Consider the following 24491-nt stretch of genomic DNA (forward strand, 5'->3'; position numbering starts at 1 on the left):
TTTCTCCTTCTGTCAGCGTTCGCCTTTTTCGTAGGGCACTCCGTCTGCCTTCGGGGCAACGGAACGACCGACGAAGAGGACCAGCACAATAATTGTTAATACATACGGCAGCATGGCCAGAATCTGGCTTGGGAGGGTCACGCTGCTGTCGCTGCCGCCAAGCACGACCGTAAGGGCCTGCGCGAGGCCGAACAGCATGCAAGCGCCGTACGCGCCATACGGTGTCCATTTGCCGAAGATCACCGCCGCCAGCGCAATAAAGCCCTGGCCACTGATGGCTGTCTGGTTAAACTGAGAGATAATCGCCAGCGTCATGGAAGCGCCGCCGAAGCCCGCCATCACGCCGGACATCAGAACGCAGAGATACCGCGTGCGGGTGACGTTGATTCCGAGGGTATCCGCCGCCGCCGGGTATTCACCGACCGAGCGGATGCGGAGACCCCATTTGGTTTTGTAAAGCACAAACCAGATGACTACCGTAGCAATCAGAGCGAGAAGAACGGTGACATCCACATTCAGGCTCTCTGCAGGTGTGCCATGAAACGCGTTTTCGCCGAACAGCTTCGGCAGCGTTTTTACGGGAGGCGTCATTGCCGCATTGTCAAACAGCAGGCGGCAGAAGAACAGCGCAAATCCAGGGCCGAGCAGGTTGATAGCAATACCGGAAATCGTCTGATCCGCATTGAAGGTAATGGACGCGATGGCGTGCAGCAGAGCAATCGCCGCGCCCGCTGCGCCTGCGGCCAGAAAGCCAAGCCAGGGGTTGCCGGTATAGTAGCTGACGGACGCCGCGGTCAGGGCACCCATCGTCATCATGCCCTCAATACCGATGTTGATCACGCCGGAACGCTCCGAAATCACGCCGCCCAGCGCGCCGAACACCAGAGGGGTGGAATACATCATCGTAATTCCAACCAAAAGCAAAATACTAGTTAGCATGTTCGGTACCCCTCTTTCCCAGTCTGTCTGCCAGAATCGGAACAATCCGAGTCAGGGCCACAAAGAATACAATCGTACCGATCATGATATTGATAATTTCGGTCGGTGCGCCAACCACCTGCTGAACGCTTTGCCCGCCATACAGCAGCCCGCCGAACAGCAAACCGGCAAACACACAGCCAACCGGAGAGGAACCGGCGATTAGGGCCACCGAAAGACCGTTGAAGCCGTTGTTTTCAAACGCAGCCAGCGTAGAGATGCCGTGCGGCGCCGTGCCCGTAATTGCAAGCGCACCCGCCAGGCCCGAAAGAGCACCGGCGATCAGCATGGCGTCGATGATGTTGCGGCTGACATTGATGCCGGAGAATTCCGCCGCGTCGCGGTTAAAGCCAACGGCGCGCAGCTCATACCCCTTTGTGGAACGGTACAGCAGAACCCAGATCACCGCGACCATCACGATCGCGATCAAAATCCCGAAATTCACGTCTGTGCGCACCAGCATATCGTACAGCCACTGGTGGGGTTTCAGCACTGCTATCCCCTCAGGGGAGGCTTTCCACTGCGGAAGCAGCATCGTGTAGCTCGACGCATTCACCGGCAGGCTGGCGGTGGAATTCGGCTTATGGTACGCCTCTGAATTCACGATAAAATTGCAAAGATACAGGCCGATCCAGTTCAGCATGATGCTGGTGATGACCTCGTGGATCCCGAACCTTGCTTTCAGCAGACCGACCATCCCGCCAAACAGAGCGCCGCCCAGCACACCGGCCAGCACAACGATCGGAATCTGGAACACCGGGGCCAGATCAAGCTTGACGCCCACAAGGACGGAAAACACGGTGCCTGCAATGTACTGCCCCTCGGCCCCAATATTGAACAGGCCCGTTTTATAGGCAAACGCCACAGAGAGGCCCGTCAGGATAATAGGCGTCGCCTTGATGATGACATTCGAAATGTACTTGGGCTTGGAGAAAATCCCGTTGAACAGGGCGCCGAACGCCTGTATGGGATTATATCCCGCCAGAATCAGAACAATCGCCGCTACCAGAAAGCCGAACAGCACGGCAATCAGCGTGGAGGTGATTGGTTTTTTCAGTATCTTAACCAGCGTTTTCATTCCGCTTGCCTCCCGCCATTAATAGTCCAACCGTGTTTTCGTCGGCTTCCTCCTGTGTAAAGGTGCCGGTAATCGCCCCGCCGTAAATCACGCAGACGGTATCGGCCACATTCAGGATTTCATCCAGCTCCAGCGAAACCAGCAGAATGCCCTTGCCCTTATCGCGCTCCTGTACCAGCATTTTGTGTACATACTCGATCGCGCCCACGTCGAGACCGCGGGTGGGCTGCACGGCGATCAGCAGATCAGGGTCGTTCGAGATTTCTCTTGCGATGATCACCTTTTGCTGGTTGCCGCCTGAAAGCCCGCGCGCCGGGTGCCCCTCGCAGTCGGCCGGGCGGATGTCGTAATCCTCCACAAGGCGCTTTGCAAAGGCTGTGATTTTATCCAGCAGCAGCATGCCGCGTCTGCTGAACTGACTGCTGCGGTATTTTTCAAGCACGGTGTTTTCCGCCACGGTGAACGGCATCACCAGTCCACGGCGCTGACGGTCTTCATGTATGGTTGAAATTTTATGTTCAATGACATTGCGCGGAGTCGTATTCTGGATTTCGGTTCCATTGATCCGAATGGTGCCGCTTTCCACCTTTGTCAGACAGGTAATTGCCTCTACCAGCTCTTTCTGACCGTTTCCGTCAACGCCGGCAATTCCGACAATCTCGCCTCTGCGCACGCGAAGCGAAAGGCTCTTGACTGCTTCGAGTCCGCGTTCGTCCTTTACTGTCAGATTTTCAATTTCAAAAACAACTTCGCCAGGCTCGGCGGGCGTTTTGTCTACCACCAGCTTGACCTGGTGCCCCACCATCTTTGTCGCAAGCTCTTCTTCGCTCACATCGTGGACCGGGAACGTGTCGATATACTGGCCGCGGCGAATGATCGTGCAGACATCGGATGACGATTGGATTTCTTTGAGCTTATGGGTAATGATGATGATGGTTTTTCCATTTTCAGCCAAACCACGCATGATCTCGATCAGCTCGCCTATCTCCTGCGGTGTGAGAACCGCAGTCGGCTCGTCCAGAATCAAGATATCCGCGCCGCGGTACAGCGCCTTTAAAATTTCAACGCGCTGCTGCATTCCAACGGAAACATCTTCAATTTTCGCATCGGGGTCTACCTCAAGACCGTATTCCTTCACGATCTTCAGAACATCTTCGCGCGCTTTCTTCATGTCGAGAACACCGAATTGGCCGGTTACTTCTTTGCCGAGAATGATATTCTCCGTGACCGTAAAATTGTCTACCAGCATGAAATGCTGATGCACCATTCCGATGCCGCGCGCAATGGCATCGTTCGGATTTTTGATGGCGACTTTCTCGCCGTTTAAAAAGATTTCTCCGGCATCGGCCTGATACAGGCCGTAAAGCACATTCATCAGGGTACTTTTACCGGCGCCGTTCTCGCCCAAAATGGCGTGAATCGATCCTTTTTTGACATCCAGATGCACCTGATCCAAGGCGCAAAAGGAGCCGAATGTTTTCACAATACCGTGCATCTGTACTGCGTATTCCGGACTGATTTCCATAGTAAATCTCCCCTAACCTTCCGTTCCCTCTTTTACGGGGAAAGGCGCCCGAAGGCGCCCCTCCGTAAAAAAGTGCAGATGCAATCAATTATTTCAGGTTTTTAACAAAGGTATTGTAGTCTTCTTCACTTGCGGGGGGAACCAGCTTGCCGTCTTTGATCTGATCCTGCAGAGCAGCCGCGGCCTTGTAGGTCTCTTCGCCCATGAGCTTGTGCTCCTCGGGGATGCCGGCTGCTTCTTCCTTAACGCCCAGGCTGATGGTGGTGCCGCCGGTTGCTTTGCCGTCCATGATCTCTTTAGAGACTTCTTCAACAGCCTTGTCAACCTTCTTCAGAGCGGAGGTCAGAACGTTGTTGGGAGCAAGGAAAGCCTGATCCTTATCAACGCCGATCGCGTATTTGTTCGCTTCCTTCGCGGCCTCGATGACACCGGTGCCGACATTGCCCGCAGCATGGAATACGATGTCGCATCCGCCGGAGAACATCTTGGAAGCGATTGCCTTGCCCTTCGCGGAATCGACGAAGCTTTCGGCATACTGAGCAACTACCTCAACAGTTTTGCCCATCTCTTTTGCGCCGTAAGCAACGCCGGCCTTGTAGCCGTATTCAAACTGATCGATAACGTCGCTCTTTACGCCGCCCACAAAACCGACTTTATTGGTCTTGGTGGTTTTCGCCGCAATGTAGCCTACCAGGAAGGAGGGCTCCTGCGCGCGGAACACAACCGCAGTCAGGTTGGAGGGGGTCTCTTCGTATGCGTTGTCTACGATTGCAAACTGAACATCCGGGTTTGCTTTTGCCGCATTCAGGATCGCGTCGCCCATTGCAAAGCCAACGCCCCAAACCAGATTGTTTTCGTCATCGACAGCCTTATCCAGGTTTGTCGCATAGTCGGCTTCCTGCTTGGACTCTGCATAGCTGATGTCCGCGCCATTGTCGGCCTTTAATTTCTGCAGGCCTTCCCAGGAAAGCTGGTTAAAGGACTGATCGTTGACACCGCCGGTATCTGTGACCATGGAAACCTTGAAGTCCGCTTTTGCCGCGCTGGAAGTTTCGCCTGAGGACGCCGGTGCGGCGCTCGAGGTTGCTGCTCCGCTGGAGCAGGCTGTGGCGGACATCGCCATCGACGCTGCGAGTAAAAGTGCAAGAATCTTTTTCATACATTTTCCTCCTGATATTTTTTTGAATATGATATACCGCCGGAAAGCGGTATTTCTGGCTTTGAGAACGGGGGATGAGAATCTCCGGAAGCCGAACGCCGCCAAAACCGGCCGGGCGGTCCGCTTTAAAAACCAAACAGAACGGTCAGGCAAGGGCGAGGGCAATCTCCATCATCTGGGTAAAGCCGGTCTGGCGCTCCTCGGCCGGGAGGGATTCCCCAGCCAGCGGACGATCGGAAATAGTGAGCAGACAAAGAGCATTTTTCCCTGCGCGGGCCGCATTCATGTAAAGTGCCGCGGCTTCCATTTCCACCGCAAGGACCCCCATTTTCTTCCATGCCGGGAGGGCATCTTCGTTATCGTCATAGAAAGTATCGCTGGAAAGGACGTTGCCGACCTTCATCGGGATTCCCAGTTCTTCCGCCGCCTTGACCGCGCGGCTCAAAAGACCGTAATCCGCAATCGGCGCATAGGCGCCGGGCAGACGGTACTGCTCTGCAAAGCTGGAATTGGTGCAGGCACCCATTCCGGCGACCACGTCGCGCAGCTGAACGGTGTCGGCCAAGCCGCCCGCCGAGCCGATGCGGATAATATTCTCTACTCCATAGAAGTTGAAAAGTTCGTAGGTGTAAATTCCAACAGAGGGCATGCCCATGCCGCCGCCCATCACAGAGACGGGGCGCCCCTTGTAGGTGCCGGTAAAACCGAGCATATTGCGAACGGTATTAAAGCAGGTGACGTTCTCCAGATAAGTTTCTGCAATAAATTTCGCGCGCAGCGGATCGCCCGGCATCAGAACCGTTTTGGCAATCTCGCCTTCCTTCGCGGCGTTATGGGGCGTTGGTACATTTGACATCTTTGTTCCCTCCGTATTAACGTAAAATTTCGTTCAGGCTGGATTTGCCTGTAATGCGCGGCTCTACTCCGAAATACTCCAGAATCGTCGCGCCAATATTGGCAAAGGTGGGACTGGTCCCAAGGTTTGCGCCGGCTTTGACCTGTTTGCCGGTAATCACCCACGGAATGTATTCTCTGGAATGGTCGGTCGACGGTGTGGAGGGATCACAACCATGGTCGGCGGTGATCATCAGCAGATCGTCATCGCGCAGGCCCGCCAGAAGCTCCGGCAGCTTCTCATCAAAATAGGCAAGCGCCTTTGCGTAGCCGTCCACGTCGTTGCGGTGGCCGTACAGCATATCGAAATCGACCAGATTGATAAAGCACAGGCCGTTAAAGTCCTTTTGCAGGTATCCGAGCGTACGCTCGATTCCATCCGCGTTATTTTTGGTGCCGATCGCCTCAGTAACGCCTTTCCCGACAAAAATATCGTTGATCTTGCCCACGGCGATCACATCAAAGCCCTTCTCGCTGAGCTGGTCAAGCATCGTCACGGCCGGCGGCTCCATCGAGAAATCGTGCCGGTTCGAGGTGCGCGTGAAGTTCGGGTACTCGCCGGTGAACGGGCGCGCGATCACCCGGCCTACACTGTGCTCTCCTTTGAGCATTTCTCTTGCGATTCTGCAGTAACGGTACAGTTCCTCCGGCGGGACAATGGATTCGTGCGCCGCAATCTGGAACACGCTGTCTGCGGAGGTGTAGACGATCAGCGCACCGGTTTCCACATGCTCTTTCCCGTAATCACGGATGACATCCGTACCGGAATAGGGCTTGTTGCACAGCACACGGCGGCCTGTTTTTTCTTCAAACTCACGGATGACTTCCTCCGGGAAGCCCTCCGGGTACGTGGGCAGGGGCTTCGGGGAATAAATGCCCGAAATCTCCCAATGGCCGATCGTGGTATCTTTGCCCTTAGAGGCCTCCTGCAAGCGTCCGAAAGCGCCTGTGGGAGAGCTCTCCTTCGGCCAGCAGTCTACCCCATCGATATTAAAAAGGCCGAGCTTCTGCAGATTGGGCATATGAAAATATGGACTAGTCGCGCACGCGGCCAGCGTATTGCTGCCTTCATCGCCATATTCCGCGGCGTCCGGCTCCTCGCCGATGCCGCAGCTGTCCAGAACAATCAAAAACACCCGTTTATTCATAGGTCAAACTCCTTCTTTTCGTTTCGTTGTCTCCCGGATTTTCAAAGAAACCGGCAGCATATTTTCCCGCTGTTGGATCGTGCCATGCTCCGTCTGCTCCACAATGAGCTGTACGCACAGCCGGCCAATCTCTTCAATCGGCTGCGCCACCGTCGTCAGGGTCGGGATCATCAGGCGGCTCAGGCCCACATCGTCGTAGCCCACGATCATCACATCGTCCGGAACCTTGCGGTGCTGCTCATAAAGCACTTTATAGAGGGCGAACGCCACCAGATCGGTGGAGGCAAGAATCCCGTCCGTGTCGGGATACCGCTCGAACAGCTCCCGCGCGCTTTGAACACCCTCGTCATAGCTGTACCTGCTGTTGACAAACAGCGGCTCGATCTGATGCTCTCTGCAGACATCCACATACCCCTGGTAGCGCTGCTGGCTGCTGGAATACTGAATCGGCCCGCGCATGAGAACCAGCTTTCTGCACCCGCAATCGATCAGGTGCTCTGTGGCGATCCGTGCGCCGGTGTAATTGTCGGACTGAACGGAGGCCGCGTAAAAGGCATCCGCGCTTTTGTCCATCAGAACAATCGGGATCGGGCAGCTGCGGATTTCTTCCTCTAAATGCTCGTTGTTCGCGGTGATGATGATGCCGTCTGCATTCATGCCCATCAGCATCTTAATATACGATGCCTCTTTTTCCGGATTTTCATCCGAATTGCAGAGGATCATTTTATAGCCGCTGCGAAACGCTTCGTCTTCAATCGCCCGCCCGACCTCGCTGAGGAAAATGTTCAGAATACTCGGAACAATATAACCGATCAGCCGGGAGGATTTTTTGTAGAGAGAGCGCGCGATCTCGTTGGGATTAAACCCTGTTTTGCGGATGGCTTCTTCCACCCGCTTTGTTTTTTCCTCGCTCACTTTAGCCGTACCGTTGATCACGCGCGACACCGTTGCGTTGGAAACGCCGGCCATGCGGGCAATATCGCTGATATGAACCAAAATGCTCACCCAAAACCTTCTATGTATCAAAGTTTTGCTCCCCATACGGGAAGCGGCAGGCAATTATAAAACGCCCACCCTGCCTGCAAAAACATACTCGCTGGTACCACAAAGCTTGAAACCGGTTTCATTCAACGGCCTGAATGGTCTGTTTGTCTATATTATAAACCACTTCTGCCATTTCGTAAATTAATTTTATGGAATTTTATGGAAATTTTCTAAAAATGCAACGTAAAATCAAATTATGCAAAGAAAAAATCATTTTCAACGGATCGGGCCGGCCGGCCCGCCTTTTCGGGAGGACGGGCCGGGGCGCAATCGGAGGAAATTCATTTTTCGAAACGGGCCATCTGTGCCGAAGCACATTGATTTTAAAGCTACCGTAAAACAGCCGCTTGCCGCTATTTTACAATGATATTGCGGAACCCGACGGAAGCGGCCAGCTCCGCGAGCTGCTTCATCCTCTCTGCAGACGGGGAAGAAAATGCCGCGAACGGGCCCTTCACGCCGTTATTCCGGAAGGAGATCAAAAGCAGGCGCGTATTGCCGGTCAGCGGACCGAGCAGCTCCGCGGTGCCGCGAATCGCGTCCTCCGCGTCGACATGCCCCTCCACATTGACAATGCGCACTTCTTCGAGCTTTCCGCAGGAGGATAGGAAGAGGAGGTTTTCCTTGACGGCGGCGTTATCGCCTCCCGTGAGCGCCCGGAATACACCCGGCGACCACGCTTTTACATCCAGCATCACACCGTCGCAGACCTTCATCAGCTCCGGGTATTTCGAAAAGCGCACGGTGCCGTTGCTGTCCAGCAGACAGGTAAGGCCTTTTGCTCTGGCCAGTGTGAACAGCTCCTGCAAAAACTGGGGATACAGCCCGCACTCACCGCCGGAAACGGTGATCCCGCGGATAAAGGGGATGTTCTTTTCCACTTCCTTCATCACGGCAGGGGCGTCCATCCAGCGGATTTTCGGGGATGCATGGTGCGGACAGACCTCGATACACGTGTTGCAGGATACGCATTTGGATTCGTCCCACACCACGACTCCGTCCACCATAGAAAGCGCGCCCTCGGGACATCGCGGCACACAGACGCCGCAGTTATTGCAGAGATTCTGCGTTTCGGGATTGTGGCAGTAGCCGCACGCGATGTTGCATTTCTGCAAAAAGATAGAGGTGCGGCTGCCGGGGCCGTCGACTGTACTGAACGGAATGATCTGGTTGACAGGCACTTTTGTCATGCCATTCGAACCTTTCTTTCGGCAAGGTGATTTTTATCATAGTTTGGCGCGCCAAGCTGTGTGGTATTCTGCAGAACCGCTTCATGTTTTCTGTACTTTTCCATTTCGCTGCGCTTGACTAGGAATCCGGTAATGCGGATAAGGTCGGTATCGGCGGAATAGAAGCTCATATACTGAACGCCAAGGGAGAAAGCACCCTTTACCACATCCAGCAGCGCGGCCGGATTCTGGTGGACGTTGCTTGCGATCGGGAAGATATCGCCCACGCCCGCAGGGAAATAATGATGGAACTTCGAGCTGTGGCGCAGATGGTCGGCAAAGGAAACCGGCTCGTCGCCGATCGGGATGCGCACACCGGACGTAATGCCCTGGTCGCTGTCGAGCCCAACCTGCGCGTGCAGCAGGAACTGATCGCCGCAGACCGGAGAATACAGCGCCTTATACTGCGGTACAAGCTCGTTGATTCTATTCATAATCCGCACGCCGAGGTCGTCGGCCTCCGGATCCTGCCCGTATTTCTTCCCCTGCTCACGCAGCAACGCGTTGACGCACTCCGCGAGACCGGTAACGCCGAACATGCCGAGGAAACGGTCTTTGGAGAGCAGCCCTTCCTTCACGAGGAAGTTCGACTCAAAGAAGCCGGATTCCTCCACAATAAAGCGGATTCGCTCGTTCATATAATCGGCAATCAGGCCGAGGCATTCCGGCAGCAGCTCATTCAGGAAATGCTCCTCGTTTTTCGCTTCCTTCACCAGCTCAGTGAGCGTGACGCGGGTGAGCGTGTATGCGCCGCCCTGCGTCGGCAGGATGTTGTAGCAGCTCGCTACGCCGTACTGGTCGCCGAACGGTACCCGGTTGGCCGCATGGTTGCAGATGGCCGGGTTCGAGCAGTCCAGCGAGCACTGGATCGCCTGCTCCATAAAGGAATCCGGCGTGATGGCCGGGTCGTATTTAATGGTAAAGTTGGGAACCGTATTTTTCAGCTCCGCTTCCACCTGCAGAATCAGGCGGCCCGCACGGGTATCCTCCGGCCCAAGGTTGGCATGACAGAACGAGTCGGTGATGGTGCGGTCAAGATACGTGAGAAACAGACGCAGCTTTTCGCGAATTTCCTCATCTGTATGGCCGTCGAGGTACGGTTCCATCATCTTGTCGAGACTGCCCAGATATACTGGGAAGTTTGTAATGGACGGCACATGGCGATACAGGATCATCAGGGAGAAAATCAGTTCATCCAGCGTTTTGGGCGGACTCAGCTTTAAAAACTCGCTGCCCTGCTCAACAAATTTCTCGTAATCGGGCAGAATATAACGCGGGCGGTACGGTGCTCCCCCTTCAAACAGGTCGTTGATCGCGCCGGTTTCAAAAAAATGTTTTGTGCGCGGCGGGATGTTCAGCACATCCAGCGCATTCTCTGCACACTTGGCCAGGCCCATCAGCTTCTGTTCATGGGTCAGCTCACGGGACGTGAGGGTTTTATAGGTGTTATCCAAATCGATCATGACAATTTCTCCTTTCCGATCTTCTGTGCGGAAACGGTGCGCGCAGGCGGTAGTCCGCTCTGCGCAGGGATTATTTCAAAAGAAAAGATTCCATCTCTTTTTTCAGGGCTTCGTACTGGGCGGCGGTGATTTGCAGCTTTCCGTTTTTCACGCTCACCAGGTGCTTCGCCACCAGCCGTGAAACGGCCCGGTTCACCGTGCGCACGCTGTTGCCGGTTGTTTCGGCAATCTCCATGCGCGTGTATGTCAGCCTTACGGATTCGGGCATATCCCCACATTTTTCATACGCGCGGATCAAAAACTGGACGACCCTCCCGTCCGAATCGAGAAAATGCAGGCTGCGTTCATTGGCCGTCTGGTTGATATAGCTGTTCAGAATCCAGCGAACATGCAGGAAAAACAGCTCCTGATCGCAGCGCATCCACAGCAGATAGGCATCCACCGGGAAAGCAGCCAGCTTGCACGGGGTCACCGCGCGAACCTCGGCAATATAACGGGGAATTCCGCCGAGCACCTCATACTCCCCAAAAAACTCCGGCGCCGCGGCCTCGGTCAGGGTGTAGCGTGAAACGCCGGTCTGGTTGGTAACAACGGACACACGGCCTTTCATGAGGTAGTAGACCATATTGCTTGGGTCGTCCTCATGGATCAGACTTTCGCCCGCCGAAAGGGTGATCGGGTACACCTGGCCGTCTGCCGGATATTTCGCCAGCATCTTGCGAAGCTCCTTGCGGAACGGTTCGCTTTCCGCTTCTAAATATTCACTGACCTTCACCATACACCCTCCCTTCTGAATTGTATTGTATATCAACAGAAGAGAGAAGTAAAAGGACATGTGTCCTCTTTTGTGAAATATAGCATAATTTCTATTCGCATAAACCTATTTTGTGCACAATGACGGTAATCATGCTTTTTTCTGGAATTCCACATTTTGTTCTTGACAGTTTAGAGCTTGATTGCTAAACTAAATCTTGAAATCGTGTAAGCATAAGATTACGTTAATAAACATTTGATTACAAAACTTTATAATATTTGCGACAGCAAACTGCCGACGGCTGAGAGAACCTTGAAACTCGGAACGGGATACCCGCCGCTTGCGGATAGAGCATTCTGATTCTCATGAAAAGGGAAGTGATAAGATGATAACAGAAAGAGAACGGCAGATTCTTCAATGGATTGAAAAGGACCCCACCATTTCACAGCAGGAGCTGGCGGATAAAGCGGGAATCTCGCGTTCCTCCGTGGCGGTGCATATTTCGAACCTGATGAAAAAAGGGAGAATCCTCGGCAAGAGCTACATTCTGCAAAAAACGCCGTATGTCGTTGTGATCGGCGGTGCGAATATCGATATTGCCGGAAAGCCCTTTGCCCCTCTGGTGCAGAAGGACTCGAACCCCGGGCGGGTATCGCTTTCTCCCGGCGGTGTGGGACGGAACATCGCACAGAACCTCGCCATGTTCGACGTGGAGGTAAAGCTCATCACCGCGCTGGGCGAGGACGCCTATGCGGCGGAGCTGGCGGGAAGCTGCCGAAGCGCGGGCATCGACATTACAGAATCGCTGACCGTGCCGGGCGGGTCGACCTCCACATACGTGTTCATCACAAACGAACACGGCGATATGGAGCTGGCTATCTCTGACATGCAGATTTACGACAATCTGACCCCGCAGTACCTGGAACGCCGTGCCGATTTGATCAGCAACGCAGCCCTGTGTGTGATCGATACCAACCTGACCGCCGAGACGATCCGCTATATTGCCGAAACCTTTCATGTGCCGCTATTCTGCGACCCGGTTTCCACCGCAAAGGCGGGGAAACTCTCCGGCCTGCTGGGAAAAATCCACACGCTCAAGCCGAATCTTCTCGAGGCCGAGCTGCTCAGCGGCGTGAAAATTCACGATGAACATTCGCTGGAGCAGGCAGCGAACGCACTTTTGCAAACCGGCCTTTCGCAGGTGTTTATCTCGATGGGGCAAAACGGCGTGTACTGCGCAAACCACGAGCAGCATGTCGCCGTTCCCCCGTACCAGAGTGAGATCGTTAACACCACGGGCGCCGGAGACAGCATGATGGCCGCGGTTGTGTGGGGCTGGCTGCAGAATTTCTCGATGGAAGACTGCGCCCGCGCCGGAATGGCCGCCGCATCCATCTGCATTGAAAGCACGGCCACCATCAGCCCGCAGATGAGCAGTGAAAACGTACTTCACAAAATGAAACATAGAGAAACAACGCTCCCGCAAAGTGATACCGCCAATTCGCTTTAAAAAAGGCCTTTTACGAACACAGCGGTTCCTTCCCCGCCGCAGGCGGAGGATCAACCGACGGCCCTTTTTTCAAGTGAAATGAGTATCCATAAGCCGGAAGCACCACTGAAAGGAGTATTATCATGAATCAACTGAAACAATATCTCGAAATTTCTCCCGAGGTCAAAGAGGCTCTTGCAGCCAATAAGCCGGTCGTCGCGCTGGAATCTACAATCATCTCCCACGGTATGCCGTATCCCCAGAATGTAGAAACCGCTCTGAAGGTGGAGCAGATCATCCGCGAGAACGGCGCTGTTCCGGCAACCATCGCGGTGATCGGCGGCAAGCTGCGCGCCGGTCTTTCCAAAGAAGAGATCGACTACCTCGGCAAAAAGGGACTGGATGTAACCAAGGCGAGCCGCAGGGACCTGCCGGTACTGGCTGCCCGCGGCGAGGATGGAGCGACCACCGTTGCGGCTACAATGATCGTCGCCGCTCTGGCGGGAATCTCTGTATTTGCCACCGGCGGCATCGGCGGCGTTCACCGCGGAGCCGAAACCACCATGGATATTTCCGCCGACCTGGAAGAGCTGGCCGTCACCCCGGTGATGGTGGTTTGCGCCGGTGCAAAATCCATCCTCGACCTCGGCCTGACGATGGAATACCTGGAGACAAAAGGCGTATCCGTCCTCGGCTACCAGACGGAGGAGCTGCCCGCGTTCTATACCCGCAAAAGCGGCTTCAAAGTTGATTACCGCATAGATACCCCGGCGGAGCTGGCCAGCATTTTCCAGGCCAAGGAAGATTTGAACCTGAAGGGCGGCCTGCTCGTCACCAACCCCATCCCCGAGGAATTTGCCATGGATCACGATTATATTGCAAAGTCCATCGACGAAGCCTGCGAGGAAGCGCATAAGCTTGGTATCAAAGGTAAGGACACCACCCCCTACCTTCTGGATAAAATCCAGAAGATCACGGGAGGCAAGAGCCTGGATGCCAACATTCATCTGGTATACAACAACGCCGCACTCGGCGCGAAGGTTGCCTGTGAGCTTTGCAAGCTGAAGTAAAACCATATCATATATAGAAAGGCCGAGAGATGCTCAAACATCTCTCGGCCTTTCTGTTTAGCGCTCTCCATCTTTTGCTCTGGATTGGCATAAATACGGAGAATCAGTCCTGAACCGAAACTATTTCTCTTAGCAATTCCATGTGTCTCATACTAAAAACATAAAAAACTGCTCAGAATTGCTCTGAGCAGTTTTTTATGTTCTGGAAGACAGGCCTAATCCGACCAGAAACTTCATGGGGCTTCGTTTATGATTTAAAAATAAAGAAAGGCCACGTGCGAGCGCTTGTAAAGCATGTTAGTTACAGCAAACTCAAAGGCAAAATATTCCTCTCTTTATTCAGTATCGCTTTGAACAAGCTGCATCTGCGCCCAAACCGCTTTCAGGATCAAATCTTTATTTTGCAGGAACAAATCCGAAAGGACGGGATCAAACTGAGTGTTTGCGCACCTTGCAATCTCGCAGAACGCTTCGTCCGCAGGCCGCTTATGACGATACGGCCGCCCGCTGATAATGGCATCAAAAGCGTCGCAGATGGAAGTCACCCGGGCGACAAAGGGAATATCCCTCCCCTTGATCCCGAATGGATACCCCCGGCCGTCCCACCGTTCATGGTGGCCCAGCGCCGCTTCTATCGCCAAGCGGAAGAACCGTTCATCCTGAAAGCCGTTGGGATTCATCTGCAGGCACTCCAGAATGTCCTTCCCATAAATCGGATGCTGCTGTACAATCAATATCTCTTCCGGCAGCAGTTTGTCCGGTTTTTCCAAAATGGAATTTTCTATCCAGAGCTTGCCAATATCGTGGAAAAAGGCGGCTCGTCCAAACATCAGGCAGTCTTCTAGACCCACTTCCGGGTACCGGTTGGACGCGATCCCAAAGCAAAACACCCTGGTATACAGCTCTACACGGCTCATGTGTGTAAACAGACTATGAGGCATTATTTGAAGTATATGGTCAAGGGTCAGGTGTGATCCCGGCAAATCATTCATTTTTGTCATCTCCACAATCAAGTTTACCGTTACCGCCAGAGAATAATAGTTTTTAGTTATTAAACTATTTGGTCTAACTGCCTTTTTAGACCATTATAGCACGGTCAAACTGCACATACAATACAAGTAACAAATATTATTTTGGAGGGAAAGAGATTATGGTGGACTACCTTGATATTGGGAAGCGGATTCGTAAAACTCGAACCGCAAAAGGCATTACGCAAGAGAAATTAGCCGAACTCATTTCCACCGGTACAACTCACGTCAGCCATATTGAAACGGGCAATACCATCCCCAGCCTCAAAACCTTTATTGCGATTGTAAATGCGCTGGAAGTTTCACCGGATGAACTGCTCTGCGGAAACATTGACCATTCGGCTTACGTGTTCCAAAATGAAATTTCCAAAATCACCGCCGACTGCTCCCCAAAAGAAATTCGTGTGATTGCGGAAACGATCACAAGCATGAAAACCTCTATGCGAAAAGTGTTTGGCGAACCCAAAAAGTAAACGGAGCGGCACAGAAAAGAAGGCCCCTATACCAAGAGGCCTTCTTTTTTTGCATTTTAAGGATTCTTTCCCTGCGCCGGCAGTATTGTGAACATATAAAAAAGAAAATCAGCCGGTTCTTTTAGTATTCCATCATACGGAATCTATTTCACCATACTGCAACTACAAGGAGAAGGCTCGTCCCCTCAATGCATTTAAACTGTTTCAATCCTTCATAAAATACACAATAATTATTTAAAAATTCAAAAAAATTCAAATCCAATCACGAATATGAATTATAAAATCAAAAATATTTCATTTCCACCTTGACAAGTAAAATTTTATGGAATATGATGGGGGTGCTTCATTTTGCAGGATTTTAATTCGAATCATGCAAAATCAGAAAGATCGCTTTACAAGTCAGGGAGGTTGGTAACATGTTGAAAGAGGGCCAAATCCGGATTCCATCCGGATGTGCGATTTCCGGAATTTTTTCACGGAACGGAAGAAGGCTCGGCGGAGAAAAAATCATTGATTCCATTGAAACGATGCGTGTGCGCAGCAACGGCCTAGGCGGCGGCTTTGCGGCCTATGGGATTTACCCCGAACACAAGGAATGCTACGCGCTCCATGTATTTTATGATAATGAAACAGCGAAAGAAGAAGCCGAAAAGCTTCTGTTAAAATATTTTGAAATTTCCGTATCGGAAAAGATCCCGACACGGCCGATACCGCAGATCACCGACGCGCCGATCATCTGGCGCTATTTTGCAGTTCCTGCCCCCCACTTCCTTCAAGACAAGGAGCTGGAGGAGAAGGAACTCGTGGTGGAATGCGTCTTTAAAATCAATGCCGATATTGCAGGAGCGTATGTGTTTTCCTGCGGGAAGAATATGGGTGTGTTCAAAGCGGTCGGGTACCCCGAGGATGTGGGCCGCTACTATCGACTGGAGGAATACGAGGGCTATTCCTGGACAGCTCACGGGCGTTACCCCACAAACACACCCGGCTGGTGGGGCGGGGCTCATCCGTTCGCGCTGCTGGATTACACGATCGTACATAACGGTGAAATCTCGAGTTACGACGCCAACCGGCGCTTTATCGAAATGTACGGCTACAAATGCGCTCTGCTGACCGACACGGAGGTCATTACTTATATGATCGACTACCTGCACCGGCGCAAGCAGCTCACCCTGCCGGAGGTAGCCGACGTGATCGCCGCCCCCTTCTGGGAAGAGATCGACCGCATGCCGGAGGACCGCAGGCGCTACTACACCTATCTGCGCAATATCTTCTCGGACCTGCTGATTACCGGCCCTTTTTCGATTCTGCTGGGCTTTGAGGGCGGGATCATGGCCCTGAACGACCGCCTGAAGCTCCGCTCGCTTGTGGCGGCGGAAAAAGACGATATGGTTTACATCGCCAGCGAGGAATGCGCCATTCGCGCCATCGAGCCGAATTTAGACCATATTTTTGCTCCCAAATACGGCGAGCCGGTGATCTACACACTGAACAAGGAGGCGCAGCTGTGATGTCTATGGATTTTTTATATCCTGATTATACCGTCGTACGCGATAAGGACTTGTGCACCAACTGTCAAATCTGCGTAAAGCAATGCGGGCTGGGCGTACATACCTACGACGCGAAAACCAAAACCATGAGGGCCGACAGCACCAAGTGCATCAACTGTCAGCGGTGCGTGGCATTCTGTCCCACGCTGGCCCTGAAGGTCGTCAAGTCCGACAACACCTACAAGCTCAACGACAACTGGACTTCCTCCGCCATCAACGAGGTGATCCAGCAGGCGAGTTCAGGCGGCATGCTGCTCTCCTCCATGGGCAATCCCCGCAGCTACCCCATTTACTGGGATAAGATACTGATCAACGCCTCTCAGGTGACGAACCCCTCGATCGACCCGCTGAGAGAGCCGATGGAAACCCGCACCTTTCTCGGCAAAAAGCCGAGCAAGATGGAGCGTGACGATCAGGGCCGCCTGAAATTCGAGAAGGCTCCGCCGCACCTGGCGCTGAAGGTTCCGATTCTGTTTGCGGGCATGAGCTACGGCGCGGTCAGCTACAATGTGCATGAAAGCCTGGCACGGGCCGCCGAGCAGCTCGGTACTTACTACAATACCGGAGAGGGCGGTCTGCACGAAAACCTTTACAAATATGGCAAGAACACCATCGTGCAGGTGGCGTCCGGGCGCTTCGGCGTTCACAAGGCTTATCTCGACGCCGGGGCCGCGATAGAGATCAAGATCGGCCAGGGTGCAAAACCGGGCATCGGCGGACATCTGCCGGGCTACAAAGTGGGCAGCGAGGTTTCAAAAACCCGCATGATCCCCGAAGGCAGCGACGCGATTTCCCCTGCCCCCCACCACGACATCTATTCCATTGAGGATTTGCGCCAATTGGTCTATTCGCTGAAAGAAGCGACCGCCTATACCAAGCCGATCATCGTCAAGATCGCCGCCGTTCACAACGTGGCGGCCATCGCGAGCGGCATCGCCCGCAGCGGTGCGGACATCATCGCCATCGACGGGTTCCGCGCAGGCACCGGCGCCGCTCCCACCCGCATTCGCGACAACGTGGGTATTCCCATCGAGCTGGCGGTGGCCGCGGTGGACGACCGCCTGCGGGAGGAGCAGATCCGCAACAATATTTCGCTGGTGGTTTCCGGCGGTATCCGCAATTCGGCCGATGTGCTCAAGGCCATTGCGCTGGGCGCGGACGCGGTTTACATCGCGACCCCCGCGCTGATTGCGCTGGGCTGCCACATGTGCCGCAGCTGCCAGACCGGCAAATGCAACTGGGGCATCACCACCCAGCGCCCGGACCTGGTGGAGCGCCTGGATCCCGACGAGGGAACCCGCCGGCTGGTGAATCTGGTATCCGCCTGGCAGCACGAGATCATGGAAATGATGGGCGGCATGGGTATCAACTCCATTGAAGCGCTCAAGGGCAACCGCCTGATGCTCCGCGGAATCGGACTGAACCAAAAAGAGCTCGACATTCTTGGCATTAAACACGCCGGGGAATAGCAGTCCATTCTTCTGAAAACAGACCCTGATAGAAGCGATCATCCGCTTTTGAAACAGTATGACGAAAACACAATTTTACAGGAGGTGCTGGTTATGAGAATCAACGCAACGAACAATTTGAATTTCCGGGTGCTCAACGAGCAAATCAGAAACACGGAAGACAAAAACGTGATTATCGACAACTGCCTGGGGCAACGATTCATCGGCAGCGGCATGGGGCAACGGAAGCTGACCATCAACGGCACACCCGGAAATGCCCTTGGCGCTTACCTGAACGGCGCCGACATTGAGGTAAACGGCAACGCCCAAGACGCCACCGGCGACACGATGAACAACGGCAGCATCGTGATCCACGGAAACTGCGGCGACGCGACCGGCTACGGCATGCGCGGCGGTGAAATCTATATCAAAGGAAACGTCGGTTTTCGGGCCGGTATTCATATGAAAGCTTATCAGGAAAACAGCCCTGTCATGGTGGTCGGCGGCAAAGCCGGAAGCTTTTTGGGCGAGTACCAGGCGGGCGGCACCATCATTGTGCTGGGCCTGAACGAAGAGGAGCAAGCCCCGGTGGGCGCGCAATGCTGCACCGGAATGCACGGCGGCTGCATTTTCCTGCGCTGTGATTCCCTGCCGGAGGATCTCCCCGCTCAGGTTGTCTCCAGAAAAGCGACGAAATATGATCTGGATCACATTGACGGATACCTGAAAAGCTTTTGCGAGCATTTCAGCGTAGAGAAGGAGCAAATCTTGGAGAAGCCCTTCTATGTTCTGGAGCCGAACACAAACAACCCCTACCGCTCCATTTACACCACTTATCTGTCGTAAGCAAACGCCCTTTTCTATTCACGATTCCAATACAATTCTATATCAGGCGTTTCTGGCGATGATGTCAGCCCCACCCTTCTGTGCCACCGGCTCAGCAGGCAGGGCTGATTCTCTTTTCCAAAAATAAATAAATGACAATGGGGTCAGCGATACTGTGCGGCGGTGCAGTTAATTGCTGGCCCCATTTCTATCAGAAAAGGAGAGTTCTACTTTTATGAATAGTGCGGATGTATTATGGGTTCTGGTATCTTCGGTGCTCGTTTTTATCATGACCCCGGGGCTGGCTTTTTTTTACGGCGGCCTTGCCAAACGAAAAAACATGGTCAACACCATCATGTCCTCGGTTGTTTTGATGGGAATCGCGGCTCTGCTGTGGTTTGCGGTCGGATTTTCTCTTTCCTTTAGCGGAAGCGGAAGTATTATTGGCGATGCCAACTGGTTCTTCCTGAACTTTCCTTTGTCCGATTCCACTCTTGCGCCAAATACGATGGCTTTCGCGTTCTTCCAGATGATGTTTGCCATTCTGACCCCTGCACTGATTACCGGCGCGATCGTGGAACGAATGAAGTTCTCTTCCCTCGTGATTTTTGTCACACTTTGGTCGCTTCTTGTCTACTACCCCATGGCCCACATGGTTTGGGGCGGCGGATTTCTGTTTGATATTGGCTCTGTTGATTTTGCGGGCGGCAACGTGGTTCACATCAGCTCCGGCGTCAGCGCTCTGGTGCTGGCTATGGTACTGGGGAAACGGAATCACTACGGCAAAGCGACCTACCACCCCCACAATGTTCCATTTGTTCTCTTGGGCGCTGCACTGCTGTGGTTCGGCTGGTTCGGCTTTAACGGCGGCAGCGCACTGGCTATGAATGAGCTGGCGATTCACGCCATGATGACGACGAATCTGGCTGCGGCCTGCTCCATGCTTTCCTGGCTGTTGATCGACAAGCTCAAAAACGGAAAGCCCACTCTGGTAGGCGCTTCTACCGGCGCGGTGATCGGCCTTGTTGCCATTACCCCCGGGGCCGGTTTCGTGCCGATCTGGGCATCGGTTATTATCGGCCTTCTGGCCAGTCCCATCAGTTACTTCTTTATCACGGTCGTCAAGGCAAAGTTTGGCTACGACGATGCGCTGGATGTATTCGGCTGCCATGGTGTCGGCGGCATTTGGGGCGGCATTGCAACAGGCCTGTTCACTCTTAAGTCCATTAACCCCGCGGCCGCCTGGAATGGACTTCTCTTTGGCGACGCGAACCTCTTCCTGCGCCAGCTGGGCGCAATCGGCGTCACGATCTGCGTGGCTGTTGTAGGCACGCTCATTGCGGTGGGAATCGCCTCTGCACTGACCAAGGGAATCCGGGTTTCTAAGAAAGAAGAAGATATGGGTCTGGATCACTGCGAACACGGTGAGGTCGCTTACCCCGCATTCGACGGTATGGACTGATTAAGAAAGGATGGGCCATTTATGAAAAAAATCGAAGCCTATATTCGTCCCGAAAAGCTGGAAGATGTCAAAGAGGCTCTGAATAAGCAAAAGGTAACCGGAATGTCCGTAACACAAACCATGGGATTCGGTACCCAAAAGGGATGGAAGGAAATTGTGCGCGGCACAGAGGTAGACTACAACTTCCTCCATAAAATCAAGCTTGAAATCGTCGCTGAGGATGACCGGATCTCTGCTATTGCCGACAGCATTGTGGAATCTGCCTATACGGGCGAATTCGGAGACGGTAAAATCTTTGTATATGACGTGCAGGATGCGATCCGCATCCGCACCAAAGAGCGCGGCTCTGCCGCAATCTAATCAATTTTGCCTCCTACAACAATTTCCAATAACAGCAAAGAAGGGTGCTCCCAATGGCACCCTTCTTTGCTGTTATCATTTATACGTTTTTTCTATTCCAGTAGAGAAAAAATCAAGCACACTTCCTTTCGCTTTTAAAACAGCTCCGCTCAAGAGATGCTTTTACTGGATTGGATGATCTTCTCCAGTATTTCCACATCGGCCGGGCAGAACTTGTACTGCGGGATTTCCCCGGGCGTGATCCAGCGGATATCGTTGTGCTCCAGCTTCTGCGGTGTTCCCGACGAAATCACGGCGTGGAACAAAGTTAAATGTACCGTAAGATCTGGATATTCGTGCGTCACCTCACAGAACACGCTGCCGACCTGCACCGTAATCCCCAACTCCTCGCGGCATTCCCGAACCAGAGCCTGCTCTTTTGCTTCCGCCGGCTCAACCTTTCCCCCAACAAACTCCCACAGCAGCGGCCGGGCCTTGCTGGCCGGGCGCTGGCAGATTAGGAACCGGTTCTCGTCCCAGATCAGGGCGGCGACCACCTCTGTCATTGCTTTTCTCTCCCTCCTGATTTTATCCTTCTCTTGCTCCATTTTCGCTTATCATTCTCCATTTGTCAATGTGAAGCGCTGCACATATCCTGCGTGCACCGCAAATCAAACCGCTGAAAAAACATCGGCATTCCGATGCGAGGGCGGGGTTGCAGCCGCCAAAACGCCGGAATGCCGATGCTCTTTTCAGGTAACAAACGCATGAACACAACACCAATGAGAAAGTTGTATGTGAACGGGAATCAGAATAGGGCTTTCAAGCTATACCCATGATTCCCTCGTCGAAGATACGGGAATCCATCAGCGGAATTTCTCCGTTGATTTTGTCCAGAATCGGTGAGAATTCCATCTGCTGTAAAATTTGGGTCTCAAGGTCAATGCCCGGCGCGATTTCAATCAGATGCAGGCCGTCCTCCCGCAGCTCCAAGACACAGCGCTCGGTGATATACCGGACATGCTGCCCGTTTTTGATTGCCATATCGCCGCTGAAGGTCACTTCTTCTACTTTCTTGAGGAATTTCTTCTGCTTTCCCTCCTGCTCAATATGTACCTTTCCATCGGCGATGCGAACCTTTAAGCCGCCGGCGGTAAAGGTACCGCAAAAGCATACTCTGCCCGTGTTTTGAGAAATGTCTATAAATCCGCCGCAGCCGGCAATTTTGGGACCGAACCGGCTCACGTTGATATTGCCCTTCTCATCACATTCCGCCAGCCCCAGAAAAGCCAAATCCAGACCGCCGCCGTCGTAGAAGTCGAACTGATAGCCCTGATCCAGCACCGCTTCCGCATTTTGCGACGAGCCAAACCGAGGCCCGCCCTGCGGAATTCCGCCGATCAAGCCGCTCTCCACCGTAAGAGTCATTCGATCGCCGATGCCCTCCTCCGCGGCGGCAGCCGCCACATATTCCGGCGCGCCAACGCCCAGATTCACCACGTCCCCGGGCTTTAGCTCCAGCATTCCCCGGCGGCCGATGATTTTCTTGGCGCTCATGGGGAAGGAAGCGGAGGCGGCGATATTGGCCAGAACACGGCGTTCGCCGCAGATGGACGGATCGTAGCTGCAGCCCAGACACTGTTCGTGATCATCGGCTGCGGCAACTACCACATAGTCCACATAAATGCGCGGTATTTTGATCATTCGGGGGTCTAACGTACCGGCTGCCACGATCGCCTCAACCTGCACCACCACAATTCCGCCGCTGTTTTTCACTGCCTGCGCCACGGAAGTCGCCTCTAAAGTGGCGACCTCCTTTTCCAGTGACACATTGCCGGTTTCATCGGCGTAGGTACCCCGCAGAAAAGCAACTTGGATGGGAAAGGACGGATAGAAAAGATATTCCCTGCCCTTAATGCGGATCAGCTCCACCATATCCTCCGTGGTGATCTCATTCAGCTTCCCGCCGCCGTTGCGCGGGTCCACAAAAGTGCCAAGCCCCACTTGCGTAATGGTGCCGGGCTTCTTTCCCGCAATGTCGCGGAACAGGTGACACAGCGCGCCCTGGGGAAGGTTATAGGCCTCGAACTCATTGCGAAGGGCCATTTCCCCCAGGCTGGGAACGGTGGCCCAATGAGCGGCGACAAACCGCTTGAGCAGTCCTTTGTGCGCGTAGTGCTCGCCGCCGCAGCCCTTTTTGTTCCCTTGAGAGCTGGCGTAAATATAGGTCAGGCTCTTCGGATGCCCGGTATTCAAGAAGCGCTTTTCCACCGCTTTGTTGAGCGCCTCCGGAATACAGCTGGAGACAAAACCGCTGGTGGTCAAGGTGTCGCCGTCCTGCAGAAGGTTCGCCGCTTCTTCGGCAGTAATGATTTTGACCTTCTCCATATCACCGCCTCCTTACAGAATTTCTGCGAAGCTTTGCAGGCGGGTTCGCGCCTGCTCGAAAGCAGTGGCTTCCTGATCCACCTCAATCATCAGGTGAAGAATATCGGCCTCTTCAAACTGCCGCCGATAGATGGGGTAATCCCATTCTTCCGGGTCACAGAACTTCATCATTGCCACCACCACGGCATCCGCACCGTTTTTGTGTACCATATCCACCAGCATGGGGCCGCGCCTTTTCTTCGTGTCGACAGCCAGTGAACACCCGTACATATTCTGCCAAACGCGGGCCAGACGGTACAGCGGAGCTTCGTTCCCTTCCGGTACATCCACGCGGATCTGACGCGATTCCTGCGCAAGATCATCCGCCGCAACGGCCAGCTTCAATTGATCAAAAATTTCCAGCAGACCGTCGGGCTCCGCCAGAATACCGGTCAGGATGATTTTCCTGCCGTCCCATGGCTGCGGTTCTATCGCCTTCAAAGCATCGATCAGGGAACGCACCATGGCCGTATGACGGGATTTTTCTACAAACATCCGCGATTTGAACACCGCGTGACGGTCAACGGCGGAGATCAATTGGGGATACTGGGCCGCCAACTGAGAAAACTCGCGCATGACAGCCCGGTTTTCATTATAGATATGGATGGAATTTTCTAAGGCGGCATTGGTGATCTGCACGCCGGTGATCTTCTCCAGTTTTTCTTTCAGGATGAGATATTCCTGTTCCAGAAAACGATTGGCGGACTCCAGCCCTCTGTTTTGCGGGTGGGTAAAGACCAGTACCGGGGATTTCCCCTTCCACTTCTGGCTCATACACTTGAGGGTATCGCACGGGACAGAGAAAACGACGGCAGCCAGGTCGTCATAAGCGCCCTCACACTCCAGCTCCATCACCTGCTGCATAATGGAACAGGCAAACGCCGGCAGGTATGCACGTGCCTTGGTGACGGGGCGGTTCGCTCCCCAAAGCCCCATCGGCAAATAGCCCGTGGCGTGAACCAGTTCCTCCGGGGAATAAAGGGGCATGATGCCGATGGCGCCCTTCCCGGTTTCAGCCTGATAGTCCTCCATCATTTTGCGGGGATTGGCGGCAATGTCCCGAAACTGCTTTAATACTGTATTTATCTTTTGCATGCTGTTTTCTCCT

22 protein-coding genes are annotated in these 24491 nt (G+C 53.7%); 8 read left to right on the forward strand and 14 right to left on the reverse strand.

All coding sequences use genetic code 11. The features are described from left to right. Window positions 1-12 precede the first annotated feature (12 nt). From HMPREF1141_RS07040 to HMPREF1141_RS07085, 10 genes are all read right to left on the reverse strand, one after another. Window positions 13-939 (reverse strand): ABC transporter permease, encoded by a 927-nt coding sequence (locus HMPREF1141_RS07040; RefSeq protein ID WP_009062736.1) that lies wholly within the window; start codon window positions 937-939, stop codon window positions 13-15. Next, window positions 929-2056: an ABC transporter permease gene (locus HMPREF1141_RS07045; RefSeq protein ID WP_009062659.1), complete on the reverse strand. Its 1128-nt coding sequence runs from the start codon at window positions 2054-2056 to the stop codon at window positions 929-931. Before HMPREF1141_RS07045 ends, HMPREF1141_RS07040 begins: the two co-directional genes overlap by 11 nt. Further along, complete coding sequence (locus HMPREF1141_RS07050) at window positions 2040-3581, reverse strand: ABC transporter ATP-binding protein (RefSeq protein WP_009062722.1); 1542 nt, start codon at window positions 3579-3581, stop codon at window positions 2040-2042. The genes HMPREF1141_RS07045 and HMPREF1141_RS07050 overlap by 17 nt, the downstream gene beginning before the upstream one ends. An 88-nt stretch (window positions 3582-3669) precedes the next feature. Beyond that, entirely contained in the window at window positions 3670-4740 is a 1071-nt protein-coding gene (locus HMPREF1141_RS07055; protein ID WP_035316712.1) for a BMP family ABC transporter substrate-binding protein, read from the reverse strand. 145 nt (window positions 4741-4885) lie between these two features. Further along, entirely contained in the window at window positions 4886-5596 is a 711-nt protein-coding gene (gene deoD, locus HMPREF1141_RS07060; RefSeq protein WP_009062832.1) for a purine-nucleoside phosphorylase, read from the reverse strand. Window positions 5597-5612: 16 nt separating this feature from the next. Further along, window positions 5613-6782: a phosphopentomutase gene (locus tag HMPREF1141_RS07065; RefSeq protein ID WP_009062562.1), complete on the reverse strand. Its 1170-nt coding sequence runs from the start codon at window positions 6780-6782 to the stop codon at window positions 5613-5615. 3 nt (window positions 6783-6785) lie between these two features. Next, on the reverse strand, window positions 6786-7787 hold the full coding sequence (locus HMPREF1141_RS07070) for a LacI family DNA-binding transcriptional regulator (RefSeq protein WP_009062532.1): 1002 nt from the start codon (window positions 7785-7787) through the stop codon (window positions 6786-6788). A gap of 392 nt (window positions 7788-8179) precedes the next feature. After that, on the reverse strand, window positions 8180-9016 hold the full coding sequence (locus HMPREF1141_RS07075; RefSeq protein ID WP_009062565.1) for a YjjW family glycine radical enzyme activase: 837 nt from the start codon (window positions 9014-9016) through the stop codon (window positions 8180-8182). After that, window positions 9013-10518 carry a YjjI family glycine radical enzyme gene (locus HMPREF1141_RS07080; RefSeq protein ID WP_009062686.1) on the reverse strand — a complete coding sequence of 502 codons (1506 nt, stop codon included), beginning with the start codon at window positions 10516-10518 and terminating at the stop codon, window positions 9013-9015. The genes HMPREF1141_RS07075 and HMPREF1141_RS07080 overlap by 4 nt, the downstream gene beginning before the upstream one ends. 70 nt (window positions 10519-10588) lie before the next feature. Continuing rightward, a complete protein-coding gene (locus HMPREF1141_RS07085) occupies window positions 10589-11296 on the reverse strand; it encodes a Crp/Fnr family transcriptional regulator (RefSeq protein WP_009062493.1) in 708 nt (235 codons plus the stop codon). 361 nt (window positions 11297-11657) lie between these two features. Here HMPREF1141_RS07085 and HMPREF1141_RS07090 point away from each other — a divergent pair, with 361 nt between their 5' ends. Together HMPREF1141_RS07090 and HMPREF1141_RS07095 are read left to right on the forward strand one after the other, a co-directional pair. Then, the gene (locus tag HMPREF1141_RS07090; RefSeq protein ID WP_009062776.1) at window positions 11658-12782 is read left to right on the forward strand and encodes a PfkB family carbohydrate kinase; all 1125 of its coding nucleotides are present in this window, start codon (window positions 11658-11660) and stop codon (window positions 12780-12782) included. 122 nt (window positions 12783-12904) lie between these two features. Beyond that, a complete protein-coding gene (locus HMPREF1141_RS07095; protein WP_009062483.1) occupies window positions 12905-13831 on the forward strand; it encodes a pseudouridine-5'-phosphate glycosidase in 927 nt (308 codons plus the stop codon). Window positions 13832-14166: 335 nt separating this feature from the next. Here the strand turns inward: HMPREF1141_RS07095 and HMPREF1141_RS07100 are convergent, their stop codons facing one another. Then, on the reverse strand, window positions 14167-14823 hold the full coding sequence (locus HMPREF1141_RS07100) for an HD domain-containing phosphohydrolase (RefSeq protein ID WP_242824568.1): 657 nt from the start codon (window positions 14821-14823) through the stop codon (window positions 14167-14169). Between the two features lie 158 nt (window positions 14824-14981). Between HMPREF1141_RS07100 and HMPREF1141_RS07105 the strand changes: the two genes are divergently transcribed. The 6 genes from HMPREF1141_RS07105 to HMPREF1141_RS07130 all read left to right on the forward strand — a co-directional run bounded on the left by HMPREF1141_RS07105 (window position 14982) and on the right by HMPREF1141_RS07130 (window position 20977). Further along, window positions 14982-15332: a helix-turn-helix transcriptional regulator gene (locus tag HMPREF1141_RS07105; protein ID WP_009062816.1), complete on the forward strand. Its 351-nt coding sequence runs from the start codon at window positions 14982-14984 to the stop codon at window positions 15330-15332. A gap of 416 nt (window positions 15333-15748) precedes the next feature. Beyond that, window positions 15749-16843: a glutamine amidotransferase family protein gene (locus HMPREF1141_RS07110; RefSeq protein WP_009062441.1), complete on the forward strand. Its 1095-nt coding sequence runs from the start codon at window positions 15749-15751 to the stop codon at window positions 16841-16843. Next, complete coding sequence (locus HMPREF1141_RS07115) at window positions 16843-18351, forward strand: glutamate synthase-related protein (RefSeq protein WP_009062641.1); 1509 nt, start codon at window positions 16843-16845, stop codon at window positions 18349-18351. The genes HMPREF1141_RS07110 and HMPREF1141_RS07115 overlap by 1 nt, the downstream gene beginning before the upstream one ends. A gap of 93 nt (window positions 18352-18444) precedes the next feature. Next, window positions 18445-19176: a glutamate synthase gene (locus tag HMPREF1141_RS07120; protein ID WP_035316714.1), complete on the forward strand. Its 732-nt coding sequence runs from the start codon at window positions 18445-18447 to the stop codon at window positions 19174-19176. A gap of 214 nt (window positions 19177-19390) precedes the next feature. Next, complete coding sequence (locus HMPREF1141_RS07125; RefSeq protein ID WP_009062525.1) at window positions 19391-20617, forward strand: ammonium transporter; 1227 nt, start codon at window positions 19391-19393, stop codon at window positions 20615-20617. 21 nt (window positions 20618-20638) lie between these two features. Beyond that, window positions 20639-20977, forward strand: coding sequence for a P-II family nitrogen regulator (locus tag HMPREF1141_RS07130; protein ID WP_009062560.1), 339 nt, complete (start codon window positions 20639-20641; stop codon window positions 20975-20977). Window positions 20978-21126: 149 nt separating this feature from the next. On the opposite strand, the gene HMPREF1141_RS07135 is transcribed toward HMPREF1141_RS07130, so the two are convergent. The 3 genes from HMPREF1141_RS07135 to HMPREF1141_RS07145 all read right to left on the reverse strand — a co-directional run bounded on the left by HMPREF1141_RS07135 (window position 21127) and on the right by HMPREF1141_RS07145 (window position 24478). Next, window positions 21127-21522: a (deoxy)nucleoside triphosphate pyrophosphohydrolase gene (locus HMPREF1141_RS07135; protein ID WP_035316715.1), complete on the reverse strand. Its 396-nt coding sequence runs from the start codon at window positions 21520-21522 to the stop codon at window positions 21127-21129. Between the two features lie 256 nt (window positions 21523-21778). Beyond that, complete coding sequence (locus tag HMPREF1141_RS07140) at window positions 21779-23344, reverse strand: CoA-transferase (protein ID WP_009062725.1); 1566 nt, start codon at window positions 23342-23344, stop codon at window positions 21779-21781. Between the two features lie 12 nt (window positions 23345-23356). Further along, a complete protein-coding gene (locus tag HMPREF1141_RS07145) occupies window positions 23357-24478 on the reverse strand; it encodes a 2-hydroxyacyl-CoA dehydratase family protein (protein ID WP_009062431.1) in 1122 nt (373 codons plus the stop codon). Between the last annotated feature and the right edge of the window lie 13 nt (window positions 24479-24491).

The sequence above is a fragment of the Clostridium sp. MSTE9 genome, from assembly GCF_000277625.1.
GTDB classification, from domain to species: domain Bacteria; phylum Bacillota; class Clostridia; order Oscillospirales; family Acutalibacteraceae; genus Faecalispora; species Faecalispora jeddahensis.